General features: G+C 64.8%; 18 protein-coding genes. 13 read left to right on the forward strand and 5 right to left on the reverse strand.

The genetic code is table 11. The features are described from left to right. Nucleotides 1-4: 4 nt before the first annotated feature. Together WFJ17_RS03240 and WFJ17_RS03245 are read left to right on the forward strand one after the other, a co-directional pair. A complete protein-coding gene (locus WFJ17_RS03240; RefSeq protein ID WP_005050723.1) occupies nucleotides 5-718 on the forward strand; it encodes an alpha/beta fold hydrolase in 714 nt (237 codons plus the stop codon). A gap of 105 nt (nucleotides 719-823) precedes the next feature. Then, nucleotides 824-1,630: an alpha/beta fold hydrolase gene (locus tag WFJ17_RS03245; RefSeq protein ID WP_252370904.1), complete on the forward strand. Its 807-nt coding sequence runs from the start codon at nucleotides 824-826 to the stop codon at nucleotides 1,628-1,630. 51 nt (nucleotides 1,631-1,681) lie between these two features. Here the strand turns inward: WFJ17_RS03245 and WFJ17_RS03250 are convergent, their stop codons facing one another. Further along, nucleotides 1,682-2,407 carry a class II aldolase/adducin family protein gene (locus tag WFJ17_RS03250; RefSeq protein WP_228179187.1) on the reverse strand — a complete coding sequence of 242 codons (726 nt, stop codon included), beginning with the start codon at nucleotides 2,405-2,407 and terminating at the stop codon, nucleotides 1,682-1,684. A 148-nt stretch (nucleotides 2,408-2,555) separates the two neighbouring features. Here WFJ17_RS03250 and WFJ17_RS03255 point away from each other — a divergent pair, with 148 nt between their 5' ends. The 7 genes from WFJ17_RS03255 to WFJ17_RS03285 are packed head-to-tail and all read left to right on the forward strand — an operon-like array spanning nucleotide 2,556 to nucleotide 7,951. Then, nucleotides 2,556-3,950: an aromatic-ring-hydroxylating dioxygenase subunit alpha gene (locus WFJ17_RS03255; protein ID WP_005050729.1), complete on the forward strand. Its 1,395-nt coding sequence runs from the start codon at nucleotides 2,556-2,558 to the stop codon at nucleotides 3,948-3,950. Next, a complete protein-coding gene (locus tag WFJ17_RS03260; protein WP_138173431.1) occupies nucleotides 3,947-4,540 on the forward strand; it encodes a 3-phenylpropionate/cinnamic acid dioxygenase subunit beta in 594 nt (197 codons plus the stop codon). The genes WFJ17_RS03255 and WFJ17_RS03260 overlap by 4 nt, the downstream gene beginning before the upstream one ends. Then, entirely contained in the window at nucleotides 4,537-4,851 is a 315-nt protein-coding gene (locus tag WFJ17_RS03265) for a hypothetical protein (RefSeq protein ID WP_138173433.1), read from the forward strand. The genes WFJ17_RS03260 and WFJ17_RS03265 overlap by 4 nt, the downstream gene beginning before the upstream one ends. 14 nt (nucleotides 4,852-4,865) lie before the next feature. Further along, nucleotides 4,866-5,060, forward strand: coding sequence for a ferredoxin (locus WFJ17_RS03270; protein ID WP_005050734.1), 195 nt, complete (start codon nucleotides 4,866-4,868; stop codon nucleotides 5,058-5,060). A 1-nt stretch (nucleotide 5,061) separates the two neighbouring features. Beyond that, entirely contained in the window at nucleotides 5,062-6,285 is a 1,224-nt protein-coding gene (locus tag WFJ17_RS03275; RefSeq protein ID WP_138173435.1) for an NAD(P)/FAD-dependent oxidoreductase, read from the forward strand. A gap of 39 nt (nucleotides 6,286-6,324) precedes the next feature. After that, on the forward strand, nucleotides 6,325-7,101 hold the full coding sequence (locus WFJ17_RS03280; protein ID WP_252370903.1) for an IclR family transcriptional regulator: 777 nt from the start codon (nucleotides 6,325-6,327) through the stop codon (nucleotides 7,099-7,101). Between the two features lie 16 nt (nucleotides 7,102-7,117). After that, the gene (locus WFJ17_RS03285) at nucleotides 7,118-7,951 is read left to right on the forward strand and encodes an aldo/keto reductase (RefSeq protein WP_138173439.1); all 834 of its coding nucleotides are present in this window, start codon (nucleotides 7,118-7,120) and stop codon (nucleotides 7,949-7,951) included. 516 nt (nucleotides 7,952-8,467) lie between these two features. Here WFJ17_RS03285 and WFJ17_RS03290 read toward each other — a convergent pair. From WFJ17_RS03290 to WFJ17_RS03300, 3 genes are read right to left on the reverse strand one after another with little or no spacing between them, the layout of a single operon-like run. Further along, nucleotides 8,468-9,214 (reverse strand): rRNA methyltransferase, encoded by a 747-nt coding sequence (locus tag WFJ17_RS03290; RefSeq protein ID WP_175987716.1) that lies wholly within the window; start codon nucleotides 9,212-9,214, stop codon nucleotides 8,468-8,470. A gap of 8 nt (nucleotides 9,215-9,222) precedes the next feature. Beyond that, complete coding sequence (locus WFJ17_RS03295; protein WP_212743493.1) at nucleotides 9,223-10,053, reverse strand: TrmH family RNA methyltransferase; 831 nt, start codon at nucleotides 10,051-10,053, stop codon at nucleotides 9,223-9,225. Beyond that, a complete protein-coding gene (locus tag WFJ17_RS03300) occupies nucleotides 10,040-10,522 on the reverse strand; it encodes a GyrI-like domain-containing protein (protein WP_138174566.1) in 483 nt (160 codons plus the stop codon). The genes WFJ17_RS03295 and WFJ17_RS03300 overlap by 14 nt, the downstream gene beginning before the upstream one ends. Nucleotides 10,523-10,769: 247 nt before the next feature. Between WFJ17_RS03300 and WFJ17_RS03305 the strand changes: the two genes are divergently transcribed. The 3 genes from WFJ17_RS03305 (at nucleotide 10,770) to WFJ17_RS03315 (ending at nucleotide 12,696) form a co-directional block, all read left to right on the forward strand. After that, nucleotides 10,770-11,648 carry an AraC family transcriptional regulator gene (locus tag WFJ17_RS03305; RefSeq protein ID WP_138174568.1) on the forward strand — a complete coding sequence of 293 codons (879 nt, stop codon included), beginning with the start codon at nucleotides 10,770-10,772 and terminating at the stop codon, nucleotides 11,646-11,648. Between the two features lie 181 nt (nucleotides 11,649-11,829). Then, a complete protein-coding gene (locus tag WFJ17_RS03310; protein ID WP_138174570.1) occupies nucleotides 11,830-12,441 on the forward strand; it encodes a LysE family translocator in 612 nt (203 codons plus the stop codon). Between the two features lie 75 nt (nucleotides 12,442-12,516). Further along, the gene (locus WFJ17_RS03315; RefSeq protein ID WP_212743495.1) at nucleotides 12,517-12,696 is read left to right on the forward strand and encodes a hypothetical protein; all 180 of its coding nucleotides are present in this window, start codon (nucleotides 12,517-12,519) and stop codon (nucleotides 12,694-12,696) included. A 709-nt stretch (nucleotides 12,697-13,405) separates the two neighbouring features. Here the strand turns inward: WFJ17_RS03315 and WFJ17_RS03320 are convergent. Continuing rightward, nucleotides 13,406-14,356, reverse strand: coding sequence for a LysR family transcriptional regulator (locus tag WFJ17_RS03320; protein ID WP_138174572.1), 951 nt, complete (start codon nucleotides 14,354-14,356; stop codon nucleotides 13,406-13,408). A 120-nt stretch (nucleotides 14,357-14,476) separates the two neighbouring features. Here WFJ17_RS03320 and WFJ17_RS03325 point away from each other — a divergent pair, with 120 nt between their 5' ends. Continuing rightward, nucleotides 14,477-15,280 (forward strand): sulfite exporter TauE/SafE family protein, encoded by an 804-nt coding sequence (locus WFJ17_RS03325; protein WP_138174624.1) that lies wholly within the window; start codon nucleotides 14,477-14,479, stop codon nucleotides 15,278-15,280. The last annotated feature ends 104 nt before the right edge of the window (nucleotides 15,281-15,384 follow it).

Here is a 15,384-nt window from a genome sequence, read left to right on the forward strand (position 1 = left end):
CAGAATGCGCATCGTCTTGGTTCATGGAGGTTGGCAGGGTGGTTGGGCGTGGGACGGCGTTGTCGCTGAGCTCACGAAGGCAGGCCACGAGGTATGGGCCCCAACCTTGCAGGGTCACGGTGACAACGACGACCGTGCAGGTGTCACGCTCTCGACCATGGCGGACAATCTCATCGGCCGGATCGCCGACAAGGGGTGGGACCGGTTCGTCGTAGTCGGCCACAGTGGCGGCGGCCCGCTCATCCAACTCGTAGCTGAGGCGATGCCGGAGCAGGTGGAGCAGGCGATCTTCATCGACGCGTGGGTACTCGCCGACGGCGAGTCGATCAATGCGATCCTCCCCGCCGAGTTGGCGAATTTCGCCCGTGGCACAGCCGCGTCCTCGCCCGACCAGAGCGTGCCGATCCCGCCGCAGCTATTCATGACGGCTTTCTTGCAGGACGGATCGGAGGAGCTTCACGCGCAGGTCGAGCCTCGTCTGGTGCCGTCGCCTGGCGGTTGGCTCGACGAGCCGATCCGTCTTCGGACGGCCGGCACCGGTGACGTGCCGAGCGGCTACATCTTCCTGCAAGAGGATCGGGCTGTGCCGCAGGAGTTGTACCGCGCATCAGCAGACCGGCTCACGAACCCCACGACCGCGAGCTCGCCGGGGAGCCACCAGGCAATGTTGACGCGCCCTGTGGAACTGGCAGCAGCCATCGTCTCCGTCATGTCGTGACGACGTTTCGCTCTTTCGCGACTTCCGCTGGGACCGTCGCTTACGCCGAATGGCTGCCCGGCGGCCCCGCCCGTGCGACGGTGCTGCTCGTTCACGGCGGGGGGGGTGGGCCCCGATGGCTGGAGTCGAGCGATCGGCGGGCGACCCGGGTGGGCGCCCCGTCTCGCCGAGGCCGGATACCGCGCGGTCGTGATGACGTGGCCTGGGTTGTCGGCTGGCGGCGCATGGGACCCCGACACGCCGCTGGATGGGGCGGCGGTCGCCGGCGCGATCGTGGAGCTAATCGCTGCGCTCGGCGGCCCGGTTGTCCTCGTGGTCCACTCCATGTCCGCCGCTTTCGGCTATCGGGTCGCTTTCCACCATCGGGATTCACTGATCGCCCTAGTCGCGCTGGCGCCCGCTCCCCCCGGGGATATCCAGCCCGAGCCCGCCGTGCTGGAAGAGGACGCCGATCACATCGTCGTCCAGGGACGCCCGCTCACCTGGAGGCTTCCCCGTCGCGGCTGGTGGCATCCCGGACCAGAGTTCATCGAGGCGAAGCTGGTCGGTGCGAGCGAGCAGTTCCCACCCGGTCACCTGGACGAGCTCCGTTCACAGCTGGTGCCAATCCCAGCCGGGCTCCTCCTCGAGCGGCAGAACGTCCGCGGTGCGCAGGTCCACATCGGCGACAGGGAGTTGGACGGCCTACCGACCCTCGTGATGGTCGGTACCCACGACACCGATCATCCGATCGAGTCGGACCGCGCGACTGCAGACTGGCTCGCCGAGCGGGGCGGCGATGTCAGGTTCGTCGCGTTGACGGCAGCGAACGTGGCTGGCAACGGCCACATGCTGATGCAGGAGTCGAACAGCGATGCGGTGCTCAACCTGGTGACGGAGTGGCTCGGTCCAAATGTACGCCCGCGGCGGTGAGGATGGTGCAGTTGATCGCGACCCGGGCTCCGGACATCTGTGATGGCCTGACTACAGCAGGAGCCGTTGCTCAGCAAGTTCCTGCAGCAGGAATCGCCAGAGATGCCCGTCGTTGAATGCGTCACCCAGGTCGGGCAGGTCGGCGAGGTCGTTGTCATCGATCGGTATAGGCTCGGCCCCTGCCTGCAGAACGGCGAGGTGCACGCGAGCGAGGCTGTCGACATTGATCGCGCGGATGACGGCCTGCGGGACGCTCTCGCCGACGGCCGTGAGGCCGTGACCGCGCAGGATGCCGACCGGCCGCGTGCCGAAATCGTCCGCCATGGCCGTCGCGCGTGCGTGGTTGCGGATCAGCGCAGACGAGGGGTGCGCGGGGATGCCGTCGCGCGCCATCCGCATAGCGGGGATGTTGAAGGCACCGACAATCGGTAGCAGTGTCCGTCCGGTTAGCGAGAACGCGACGACAGCCGGCGGATGCGCGTGGACGACGGATCGGGCCGCAGGATTGCGGCGCAGCAGCTCAAGATGCAGAGACAGCTCGTTCGGCGCCCGGTACCCGCCGGCGAGCTCGAACGATCCCTCGAGGGGCACGGCGAGGATGTCGTCGGCGGTGGTGAAACGCAGCCCTCGCTCCTGCGGTCCGCGGGCTCGGATGAGGACGGTGTCGTCGTCGACCCGCAGGCTGACGTGCCCGAGGATGTCGTCCACGAGCCCCCGGACCGCGAGCACGCGGCAAGCATTGGCGACGAGCATGCGTTCGTCGACGTAGTCGTTCATCATCCACTTCTCCTTCGAGGCGTGATCTCCGATTGCGAATTCCTGGAAAATCTAGCAGAATCAGATTCTGTCTTAAAGAAAACCGGTCTCGACCGACATCATCTTCAAGGCGCGGAATAGGACTCTGACATCAGGAAGCAGCGGCCCAATGGCGAGCAAGACGACGATCTTCGAGGACGTGCGGCGCGGCATGATCCCGGCGCACATCTATAACGACGAGGAGATCTTCGAGCAGGAGAAGAGCAAGCTCTTCAGCCGCGCGTGGATTTTCGTCGGACATGAATCCGAGATCCCTCAGCCCGGTGACTACGTGGTGCGGCATGTGCTCGACGACTCGTTTATCGTCGTGCGCGACGAGAGTGGTGAGATTCGGGCGCACTTCAACATGTGCCTGCACCGCGGGATGCAGGTATGCCGCGCCGAGGTCGGCAACGCCTCCCACTTCCGTTGCCCCTACCACGGGTGGTCATACCGCAACGACGGCCGGATTATGGGCCTCCCGTTCCACGAGGAGGCCTACGGGGGTGAGGCAGGGTTCAACAAGAAGGGTGCACGACTGCTCCCGGCGCCGAACCTGGACACATACAACGGTCTGATCTTCATCAGCATGGACCCGAACGCGCCGACCCTGCGGGAATACATCGGCGACTTCGCGTTCTACCTCGACTACTACACCGGGCAGAGCGCCAAGGGCATCGAGCTGCGTGGCCCGCAGCGGTGGCGCGTCAACGCGAACTGGAAGATCGGCGCCGAGAACTTCGCCGGCGACATGTATCACACGCCCCAGACCCACACCTCGGTCGTCGAGATCGGGTTGTTCCGTGAGCCGAAGGCGGAGAAGCGCAAGGACGGCAACACGTACTGGGCCGGCAACGGCGGCGGCACGACCTACAAGCTCCCGCCGGGCAGCCTCGAGGAGCGGCTGCGCTACGTCGGATATCCCGACGCGATGATCGAGCGGATGAAGGAGCAATGGTCGCCTGAGCAGCTCGATGTGATTGGCCGTGACGGGTTTATGATCTCAGCGGCATCGCTCTTCCCGAACATGAGTTTCGTGCACAACTGGCCGAAGGTGGAGGACGGGGACGACGTGCTGCCCTTCATCTCGATCCGTTCGTGGCAGCCCATTAGCGAGAACGAGACGGAGGTCTACTCCTGGTTCGCGGTCGATGCCGAGGCGCCGGAGGAGTTCAAGGAGCTCTCGTACAAGGCCTACCTTATGTGCTTCGGTAGCACGGGAATGTTCGAGCAGGACGATGTCGAGAACTGGGTCTCGCTGACCACGACTGCCAAGGGTTCGATGGCTCGACGGCTCCTGCTCAACAGTCGGATGGGGACTCTCAAAGACGACACTCCGGTCGTCGCTGCGCTGACGCCTGAACAGTTCGCCGGTCCAGGCGTCGCGCACGTTGGTTACGGCGAGTACAACCAGCGTCATCTGCTCGATCGTTGGGCCGACTACCTCGACACCGATGACGAAGTCGAGGTGCAGGTCGCGAGCATCGGTACAGGCATCACCAACAACGGGGAGGCACCCGCATGATGAACACCGAGACCGGTGTCCAGATTTCCGGGCAATCGCCTCTCGGCGCCCACGCCACGCGCGCCGATCGAGTCGGGCGGTCCCTACTGTTCTCCGACGAACTGCATCTCGAGGCGCATCGTTGGTTGATTGAAGAGGCTTACACCCTCGACGAGCAACGGTACGAGCACTGGCTTGAGACGCTTACAGAGGATATTCACTACATCATGCCGGTGCGTCAGACGACGGCTCTCGGGTCTTCCTTCACGACGGCGAGGGGGATGTCGCACTGGGACGAGAATAAGTACTCGCTCAGCCGCCGGGTCGCGCGATTCCTGACTGAACACGCTTGGACGGAGGACCCTCCCTCACGCCTGCGTCACTACGTGACGAACGTGCGTGTGTTCCTGTCCTCGGTCGAGGACGAGCTCATCGTCGACTCCGCCGTCCTGCTGTTCCGCAGCCGGGGAGACGTCAACGAGCCGTCAATCATCTCCGCTCACCGCGAGGACGTATTGCGTCGCGTCGGTGACGACCTGCAGTTGGCACGTCGGGTGATCATGGTGGACGAGTCGGTGCTCCGCACCCAGAACCTGGCGATCTTCCTGTGAGCGGCCTCGACTGGGAGGGTGCCGACGTCGATCGTGATGCCGCGGCGGCTGCGGCGGCGGAGCGCGAGCGTCTTGTCGCCCGCACCGTCGGAGAGCCGCTCGTCATCGCCAACGAGTTTTCGGAGATCGAAGTGCGCCGCGTGGAAACTCACAACGGCACGAGGCTACTGATCGACGCCCCGAAAACTGGCCAGTGGATCGCGATCGACCCCATGGAACTCGAGGCCCTGACCTGGCAGACCACGCAGACGTTCTCCGAGATGATCGCGCGGCCTGACCAGCCGATGTTTCCCGAAATGCGACCGCAGTAGAAAAGGAGAGACCGATGGCACGGATCATCGCCGACCGCAGCGCCTGCCAGGGCTACGCCAATTGCGTTGTCGCCGCGGGCGACTACTTCGACCTAGATGACGACGCCCTAGTGATCGTTCTGCGCGAGGACCTGCCCGACAGTGACCGCAAGCGAGTAGAGGAGGCGGCGCGCAGCTGCCCCGTCTCCGCCTTGGTTGTGGAGGACTGACGTGTCGCGGGTCGTCATCGTCGGCGCCTCTGTTGGTGGGCTCAAGACCGCCCAAGCCCTTCGAAGCGAGGGATTCGAGGGCGAGATCGTCCTGATTGACCAGGAACGCCATCCCACCTACGACAAACCTCCGCTCTCGAAGAAGTACCTCACCGGTGAGACGGCGCGACACGAGATCGAGCTTCTCTCCGAGCACGAGACGCGGGGGATCGGAGCCATCTCAATCTTCGGCACGCCCGCGGCATCCCTCAACCTCGAAGGCCAGGTTGTGACGCTCGAGGACGGTACAGCCGTCTCATACGACACACTCGTGATCGCCACCGGGTCACGCGCCCGTCGCTCTCCGTGGGGTGAAGGTGAGCATATTCACTTGCTGCGTACCAGCGGCGATGCCGAGCGCTTGCGGGATGAGCTGGCCACAGCGCGGCACCTTGTGGTCATCGGCGCAGGCTTCATCGGGGGGGAGGCTGCCGCAACCGCGATCACGGCGGGCGTACGGGTCAGCATGGTTGACCCGTTCCCGGCGCCGATGTCGCGGGTGCTCAATGCCGAAGTCGGCCAGATCTTCAGCCGCAAGTATGCCCAGGAGGGCGTCGAGGAGTACTTCGGAAGGACAGTCGAAGGCGTCGAACAGACGGCAGACGGGGTGCGCGTGGTGCTCGATGGCGGCGAGATCATCGAGGCCGATGCAGCTCTCGTCGGTATCGGAGCTGTGGTCAACACAGAGTGGCTCGAGGGTTCCGGCATCGAACTCGACAACGGGGTGACCTGCGACTCTGGGCTGCGGGCCATCGGGCATCCTGAGATCTTTGCCGTCGGCGATATCGCACGTTGGGCGAGTGCGTCGCGCAACGTCTCGCTGCGCCTCGAACATTGGACCAATGCCGTTGATCAGGCTCGCGTCGTCGCACACAACATCGTCCACCCTGATGATTGCGAGGACTACGACACGACCGAGTATGTCTGGAGCGACCAGTACGACTGGAAGATCCAGGTGGTCGGGCGCACCGGCGCCGACGACATCGTCATCATCGGGTCCGAGGAGGACCAGCGCTTCGCCGTACTTTACTCGGAGAGTGACGACTCACTGACCGGCGCGCTCGTCGTCAACTGGCCGCGGGCGCTCGTTAGCACGCGGCGAGCGGTGGCTACGAGAACCGATCGAGCCGAGGTCGCGGCGCGCCTGACCGGCGACGGCGCGCGGTCGGTCACGCCCGCGGTCTGAGGATGGTCCCCGTGACCACAAGGCGATACGATTTCTGTTGTGCAGAAATCGCCCGGCGACGGTGTAGCGCCCCAATACCCGATCGAGTCAGTGGACAACGCACTGCGGTTGCTCATCCTTCTTGGCGAGCGTACGGAGGTAAGGCTGACCGACGTCAGCGCCGAACTCGGGGTGGCGTCTTCGACGGCGCACCGCATCCTCGCAATGCTCATCTGGCGCGGATTCGCCCGTCAGGATCCGCGCACGAAGACCTACGGTCCGGGTCCGACACTCACGAGCGTGGCCTTCTCAATTTTCCGGCGCATGGATCTTCCGCGCCTGGCGCAGCCGATCCTCGAGGATCTCAGTTCCTCGATGGGCGAGACGAGCCATCTCGGCACCCTCGAAGGCGCGAACGTCCGCTTCATCGCGGCGTCCGAGCCGGCGGCGGCAGTCCGCGTCGCCTCACGCCTCGGACGGGAGATCCCGGCGTACGCGACCTCGACCGGCAAGGCGATGCTTGCCAGCCTGCCGACAGAACAGCTCGGGCGCTTGTTTCCAACGGACTCACTCCCCGCGGTGACCTCGCATACCGTTCAGTCCCTTGCGGACCTCGAGAAGGAACTCGAAACCGTTCGGCGCCAGGGCTACTCGACGAACCGCGAGGAGAGCGAGGACGGTGTGGCATCGGTCGCAGTCTCGGTCGCGAACTCAGCAGGCATCAATCTCGCCATCAACCTCGCTGCCCCAGTCCATCGTCTTCCGGTCTCGAAAGTCGCGACCTTCGGGCGAGCACTCAAGGACGCCTCGATGCGGTTGAGCGAGGCGTTGGGCTAATCACGGGGGTGCTCCAGTGAACCCCGCCCCGATCCCGCTCCTCCACGGACACTCGATTCCGCGTCTGGGTCTCGGCACGTGGCCGCTCAAGGGCGACGCGGTGCACGAGATGGTCGCGCTGGCGCTCGACATCGGCTATCGACTGATCGACACGTCTCACAAGTACCTCAACGAGGCCCCGGTTGGCGCGGCGATCCGAGAGAGCGGGATCGCTCGCGAGGAGATCTTCGTCACCAGCAAGTTCAACAAGGAGAATCACAGCGTAGATGGTGTCCAGCGCGCCTATGACGAGAGCCTCAGACGGACCGGGCTCGACTACCTCGATCTATTCCTCATTCACTGGCCAGTGCCTTGGCTCGACACCTACGTTGCGGCCTGGCGGGGTCTTGTAAGACTCGTCGAGCAGGGGCGGGTCGGGGCGATCGGCGTCTCAAACTTCAAACGACCACATCTGGAACGGATCGTCGCCGCTACCGGACGCGTGCCCGACGTCAACCAGATCCAACTGAGTGCCGACCTGGCGCGCGACGATATCCGTGATCTGCACAAGCGGTGGGGCATCGTGACCGAGGCCTGGAGTCCGCTCGGGCGCGGCGGCCCCTTGCTCACACATCCCGTCGTGGTAGACATCGCAGACCGGGTCGGTCGCACCCCCGCGCAGGTGTTGTTGCGGTGGCATGTGCAGCACAACATCGTCCCGATTCCGCGCGCGGACGACCCCAGACAGCTGCGGGAGAACGCGCAGATCTTCGATTTCAACCTCACTCACGACGACCTTGCGGAGCTGAGGAACCTCGATCGCGGTGAATCAGCGGCACGAGATTCCGACTCAAAAGAGAACGGACATTAGCGCGTTTCTCCCTGACTCGATCGCGTTTCAAGTTTCAGGGGCCGAGCGATCACGTCGAATCCGGAAACGATCAATTTCGGGATGCGTGCGGAGGCTAACCGTTGTCGAGCAGTTCGAGCAGCCGTGTAGTTACGCGCCAGGTTCGGACTGTCATCTGTTGAAACATCGGCATAGCGAGTACGCGCTGAACGCGGGTCTTGGTCGCTTGCGCGGCTACCCGCGAGAAGTACAGGACACCCGGCCCGATTGCCATCGCGTCGACGCCCTCGCGCATTTCGGGAAGATCTGCAAACGCCGCTTCGGCCGTGAGGGGATCCTTTACGAAGAACACTTCGCTGCGTAGCCGATCTGATCCGTGGTCCGATGGTGCTTGGGCGATAATCGCTGCTAGCTTCCAACAACGTCGCCGGCCAGTACGGTCGGAACCAAGACAGTGCTCAACGCTGTAACCGGGCTCTATGCAGCCCCACGAATTTTCTGCCCGAAGGAACAATGCTGACGAGCTACACGGAAGATTCAAACTCGATGCTGGAGTCGGCTGGCGATGCGGCAGAGGATGACTGCTCGGCTTCCGATTCGGAACCATGCGAGAGGTCGCCGGGGGCCGGTTAGGCGCACCTTGCGGGCGCGGGTCGTCACTGCGATCACGGTTCCCTCGTCGAGTACCTCTTCCAGCGAATTCAGCATGCCGTCGAGGCCTCGTGCAGCATCCGGTCCGTGCCACGCTGTCTGCTCGCCGTAGGGGATATCGGTGACCACGACATTGGGGCGTCGCCCGTTCAACGCGCGCCGGAGTTGTGCGGGGTCGAAGACGTCGGCTGGTGCGATGTTGTAGTCGAATGAGCCGTCGCCTGACGCGAGCCGGCGAGCGAGTCGCTGTGCAGCGGCGGCGGCATCGAGGTAGGCGGGTTTGCTCAGGCGCTCGGCGCGGGCCTGCAGTTCATTCGCGCGGGCGGTCATGCCGTGCTTGCTCAGAAGGGCGAGGTTCTTCCGGGCGAGTTCCAGCGCCGCGTGATCGACGTCGGAGCCGAGGACGCTGGTGATTCTGTCTCTATGCAGGAGTGTGAGAGTGGTGAGGAGGTGGCCGCTGCCGCAGCATGGATCCCATACCTGGGCGGTGGGGTTCGGGGTGAGCGCCAATGCTCGCTGGAACATCTCGCTGGCGAGGCGTGCGGGGAAGGCGGGGAACCCGGGGGCAGAGTGGAGCACGCCGCCGGAGAGGTCGGCGTAACTCTCTCGCGTGACGGCGTAGCGGTAGGCCATTCGCGTGCCTATGCCCGTCCGCGCTGGCGCGCGGCCTCGTAGAGAGCGATCGATGCCGCGTTGGCAGCGTTCAGCGAGCTGGCGGCGCCGCCGATGGGGATGCGTGCGACGACATCGCACGCATCGCGCCATCCCGCGCTGAGTCCGGCGTTCTCATTGCCGATCGCGAGCAGGACGGGGCCTGTCAGATCCACGTCGGCGATGTCGTCGGACCCGTTCTCGTCGGTTCCGACGATCGTGAGGGGGATGCCCGCAGCGCGTTGCTCCCGTACCCAGGTCACCAGTGGTTGATGAGATGGTTGTCGGATCACCGGCACCGCGAACAGCGACCCAGTGGAGGCGCGGACGGCTCTGGGGTCGTACGGATCTGCGCCGTGTCCGGTGACGATCAGGCCCGACCCGCCGAAGGCATCCAATGAACGGATGATCGTGCCGATGTTGCCGGGCAGGGAGGGGCGGTCGAATGCCATCCCGAGGAACGACGGCCCCATAGGTATGCGAGACAGCTGATCGTCCGGCACGGCGGCTACGGCGATCAGCTCGGGGGAGCCGTCGTCTTGGTCGCTCAACTGATGCAGCAGCTGAGCCGCGACGGCTACCCGCTCGCCTCCTGATCCTTCGATAACCTGTGCACCCCACCGCGACAGCGGCCGATCCGCGTCATAGAGGACTGCGCGGATCGGCCAGCCCCGCTCGAGTGCGAGGCTGATGGGGCGCACACCCTGCACGATGAACTCGCCGGCCCGCTGGCGCTTGTTGCGGTTGTGGAGCAGAGCTTCCCACTGTTGGAATCTTGCGTTCGGCCGGGAGACGCGCAGAGTTGGCTTACGCGCGTTCAACGGGAATCCAGACCTCGGCGGTTGCGGCGCGCTGCTCGCCTGGTCGGCGCTCAGTGACGATCGACGGCCCCGGACGCAGGCGCCACGGGTGTGACGGAAACCACTCGCTGACAATGTCCATCCAGGCCGACGCAAAAGGAGCGCCCGTGCGGAACACCGCCCATTTGCCGGCAGGAACCTCGATCACATCGAGGCGCTCAGGTGCGGGCGGAGCCGCATCGAGGGCGACACCGACCATGAACGTGAACCGACTGTTCACTGCGTAGTCGGCGTCGACCTCCGTACTCACCTGAAGCAGACCCGAGGGCTCCGAGCAGCCCAGTGCTCGGAGCCGCTCCACGTTCTCCGCAGACAGCGCCGTGATGTGTGCCTCGACATGAGGATTCCGGAATTCCGACACGACCGGGACGCACGCGGCGTAACCGATCAGGCGGAAGGCCGTCCGCTCGACGATACGGGCGTCTAACATGCTTCCCTTCAGCTTGGACTCTCGTGGTGCGAGACGATTTCCAGGGTGTTCGTCACGCCGGGTCCAGCGCCCGACAATTGGAGACCGATCAAGTCGGGTGAAGGCGCCCGGGACGCCTGATGGTGTGTGGTGTTGCGTGTCGTCGGACGTCGCCGGCCGTCACGAGCCGGCCCGCTCGGATCGGAGTCGCACGTTCGGACAAACCACTGCACCCCGGCAAGCAGAATTGGAATGAAGGGAGGCTTGTGTGATCAGTGAGCTCAACAGGCTCATCGAGGTCGTCGAAGCGGATCTGTCCGACGACCTCGACATCGGTGCGCTGGCTGCTTCCTTCGGCACCACGGAGTACCACTTGCGGCGGATGTTCGCATCGCTTGTCGGCATGCCGTTGTCCGAGTATGTGCGGCGTCGGCGGATGACGGTCGCCGCGGCCGACGTCATCGCGGGCGATCCGCTTCTCCAGGTTGCGGTTCGATTTGGTTATGGCTCGGCCGAGGCATTCGGACGTGCGTTCCGGGCGGTCCACGGTGCGGCGCCTATCGAGGTGCGGACGAACGGCGGCCCGCTTCGGTCACAGCCGCAACTCACGCTGCGACTGACTGTCCACGGCGCCACGTCGATGGACACGCGTATCGTGGATCGACCCGCGTTCCGGCTCGTCGGCCATGCTGCACGCGTTCCGCTCATCCACCGGAGCGCGAATCCTCACATCCAAGCGCACGTCGCTTCTCTGCCGGCGCACGAGCACGCGCGACTGACGGCGCTCGGCAACACGGATCCTCACGGACTGCTTCAGATAAGCGCAGATGTCGATTCCGACTACACCGAGGGAAGCACACTGACCTATCTGCACGGCGTTGCCCGGGACGCCGCGACGACCACGCCGGAAGGACTCGACGTGATCGAGGTTCCTGCCGGCACGTGGGCTGTGTTCCGGGCATCTGGACCATATCCCGCGGCTCTGCAGGAGACGTATGCGGCATCGGCATCCGAGTGGTTTCCGTCGAACCCGTGGCTGCTGCGACCAGGCCCCTCGATCGTCGCGATCCTCGATCGCGCTGAAGACTTCCGTTCCGCGACGACGGAGTTGTGGCTGCCGATCGTCCGCCAGCGTGATGACGTGTAACCGCGACACGACCATGACCTCGCTACCCGAGGGGCGCGACTTCATGCCATCCCGATCTCGCGGACGAATGTCTACACGGTGTCCATCTGGGCGATTCGCTCGTCTTCGGCTGATCGCTCGTGTATTTCGGGATTACGCGGACGCGGTACTGTGCGGAAGCAACGACTCTCGAAGGACGACGATGAGCATTGCATTCCTGCTGACCACCCTCGTGGTGGTCGCCACCCCCGGCACCGGCGCCGTCTACTCGATCGCCGCTGGGCTCTCCCGCGGCGCAAAGGCTGGCATTATTGCGGCGTTCGGCTGCACCCTCGGGGTCATCCCTCACATGGTGGCCGCGATCACCGGACTGGCCGCGATCCTGAATGCCTCCGCGATCGCGTTCCAGACGATCAAGTGGCTCGGTGTCGCCTATCTGCTTTACCTCGCCTGGCAGACATTCCGCGACAAGACGATGATCGACGGCGACGCGAACCCCGCCCCGGTTTCGTTCTGGCGGGTCATCCGTACCGCCGTGCTCATCAACCTGCTTAATCCGAAGCTGACCATCTTTTTCTTCGCGTTCCTCCCTCAGTTCGTTCCCGCGGGCGAGGCGAAAGGCACGTGGCACATGATCTGGCTCAGCCTTGTGTTTATGGCGTTGACGTTCGTCGTGTTTGCGCTGTATGGGGTGTTCGCCGCGGGGATGCGCAACCAGGTCATCACGCGCCCGAAGGTCATGGCGTGGCTGCGTCGCACCTTCGCGGGCACGTATGGGCTGCTCGCCGGCCGTCTCGCCCTCGAAACCCGCTGATGCAGCTCAGTTCATGACTCGGCGCTGCGCGCTCATTTCCCTCAGCTCGCCGTCGCGACACTCACCCTCGATGGCGTGACCGACACGGCGGACGTCTCGGCGACCGCGGCACCATTCCGCGAGCGGGCCTCCATGCGCCTCTCCGAACGACCGGAGAGCGAGTTCCCCGAGATCGTCGCCTGGCGGCGCGCATTCAGTCAGATGGGACTCAAACCCACCCAGTACCGGTGCGCGTCGGAAGCGCTGCCACGCTGATTCAAGAGCGACGGGGAATTGCCCTCGATCCACCCGCTCGTCGACCTGTGCAACGCCGTCTCACTCGCTTACGCGATTCCCATCGCCGTGTTCGACCTCGTCCACGAGGCGCCCCTGCCCGGTGGCAGCGGCACCTGGGCGGAGAAGGTTCTCGTGACCAGTGCCCACGTCGCGCGCGTGCCCGACGGCTTGGCGCCGGCGGCCGCTCACGCGGAGTCAAGTACGTGATCGAGCTCTGACAGCGCCGGACGTGAACGCCGGGGTCCTCGCTGCGCCCACGAGTTGTTATCGATAGTTCAGGGCGCTCGTGCCCGTCATTGTGGCGCTCGTGGTGTCGGCCATTTGCTTCACGATCATCGTCGCGGGCTCCGGATATGAATCCGGCCACGATGAGTGGAATTGGCACGGGCCACGGCAGACTGCCTACGCGCGTTGTTCCATGCACTCGTGGTCGTCAACAACATCGGTGCGCTGAGCATCTGCTCCCGTTCGGAGGGGGTGAGGGGAGGATCGCCGATCGGTAGCCGACCTTGCATTCCAGTAACAGACGCTCTCGGTGCGGTCTGGGTTGCTTGGGCCAGCCGGAATCTTGCCGCGCTGCGCCAGCGAGTCGTTACGCTCGGCAACGCTCACTAACTGGTGCCGAGGTCCTTTCCGAGCTTGGCGTACAGCTCTATCACCGACCGGGGTGGATCTCGTATCGGGTTCGCTACCCGCGGCGGGCTTGCTCAGGGGGCGAGCCGAGGATGACGACTCCGAGCGGCTCGGTGACATCGACTTCATCCCGGTAGCGCAGAAGCGCGTCGATGAACTCCTGCTGCGCGGGGGACGGAACGTAGGTAGACCGAGTGATGAGGAGTGCGCGGCGGTCGGCCCATTCCTCTGCCACCGGATGTATGGCAGCAGGCAGTGTGGGAGAGCGGCTGACGGTCCCATACGGGACGATCGCCGCGCCAGCCCCAGTGCTGGCGACGGCGTACACCGCGTTGAGGGTTGGCAACCGCACGCGGTACGCCGGTGACACACCGAGGATGCGCGCCTGCTCGTCGATGAGTGTCTGAAGCGGGTTTGCCGCTGGCAACCCGATCAGCGGCCCCCGCATCACCTCCTCGAAGGAAGGAGCCACGTCGTCTCCGCGGAACACCGAGCCACGAACGACGACAAGGGGATCCGCCCATAACTCACGAGCGATCAAACCGTCGCCCGTCGGTGGGAGGGAAACGATCCCGAGGTCAGCACCCCCCTCGCGGACCCGAGACGCGACCTCGACGCTGCTTGTCTCGACCACCGCGATCCGCATCGTAGGGAATCGTGCGAGAGTCGCGGCCAGGAACTCGGTCAAGGTATCGACGGCTGATGTGTTGCTGGCGAGCCGGATCTCGTGGGCAGAGTCCCCGCGCAGCCCGTCCATCGCCTGCCGCAGTTCATCAGCACGTTCGAGAAGGGCACGGGCATGTATCGCCAGGGTCGTGCCGGCCGTGGTCGGCACGATCCCACCTCGTCGACGCGACAACAGCTCGACTCGCTCTTGCCGTTCCAGTAGAGCGATCCGGCTGCTGGCCGACGACAGCGAGACCCCCACGGCGCGGGCGCCCGCCGTGATCGAGCCGGCGTCGATGATCGCGACGAACAGCTCCAGATCCCGCAAGTTGGGCGCCACGAACTAGCTTTCGGATTTCGCGTACATCCCTTCCGATTCTATCAACCTGCGTCCAGCGCACTTTTGGAAGCCTTGAAGGCCTCCGGGACATCTTGTGACCCGGGCGAGGAGGAGGCCAACGTGCTGATAGAAATCGCGCCGCTTCTGCGAGGAGCGGCGGTCGTCGGCGCAGGCTTCCTTGCAGGAGGTCTGAACGTCGTCGTAGGCGCGGGGACACTGGCGTCCTTCCCCATCCTCGTTCTGCTGGGGTTTCCGCCGTTGACGGCGACGATGGCGAACACGGTCGGCATCGTGCCCGGCAGCCTGTCGGGGGTATTCGTCTACCGACGCGAGCTGCGCGCACACTACCGCGTTACTCGCCTACTGCTTCCCTCATCCAGCGCCGGCGGCGTCACCGGCGCGCTCCTCCTCCTGCACTTGTCCGCCGACATCTTCGCTGCCGTCATCCCTTGGCTGATTGGTATCGGTACGCTTCTGGTACTCAGCGGACCCGCCATCAAGAACCGCATCGGCCGCGTGGCGGCAACCGACGACGTCGACGCGACGCCATTCCCTCGCCGAGGTTCGAAAGTCGCCTCCGTGGTCGGCGCGTTCCTGCTCGGAGTTTATGGTGGCTACTTCAGTGCAGCGCAGGGGATCCTCCTCGTCGCCCTGCTCGGGATCACGACGACGTTGCTGATGCAAGAACTCAACGCCGTGAAGAACGCCAGCGTCGCCGCGGTCAACATCATCGCCGCCACGGTCTTCATCTTCGTCTCACCAGAACTGATCTCGTGGCCCATCGTCGCCCTCGTTGCTCTCGGCTCGATCCTGGGAGGATTGGTCGGCGGCAGGTTCGCAAGACGACTCCCCGCAGGCCTGTTCCGCGGGTTCGTCGTCATCGTCGGCATCACCACCGTCACGGCAACGGTCTTAAGCCATTGACCACCCTCGGTCGGCAGGAACGGTCGAGCCAGATGTCAGCGCCGGAATCACCCCGGCACGCGACGATCGATCTGCCCGTCCGGGCCCCGGGCGTAGGCCGAACT

The organism is Microbacterium sp. MMO-10 (assembly GCF_037148715.1).
Taxonomy (GTDB): Bacteria; Actinomycetota; Actinomycetes; order Actinomycetales; family Microbacteriaceae; genus Microbacterium.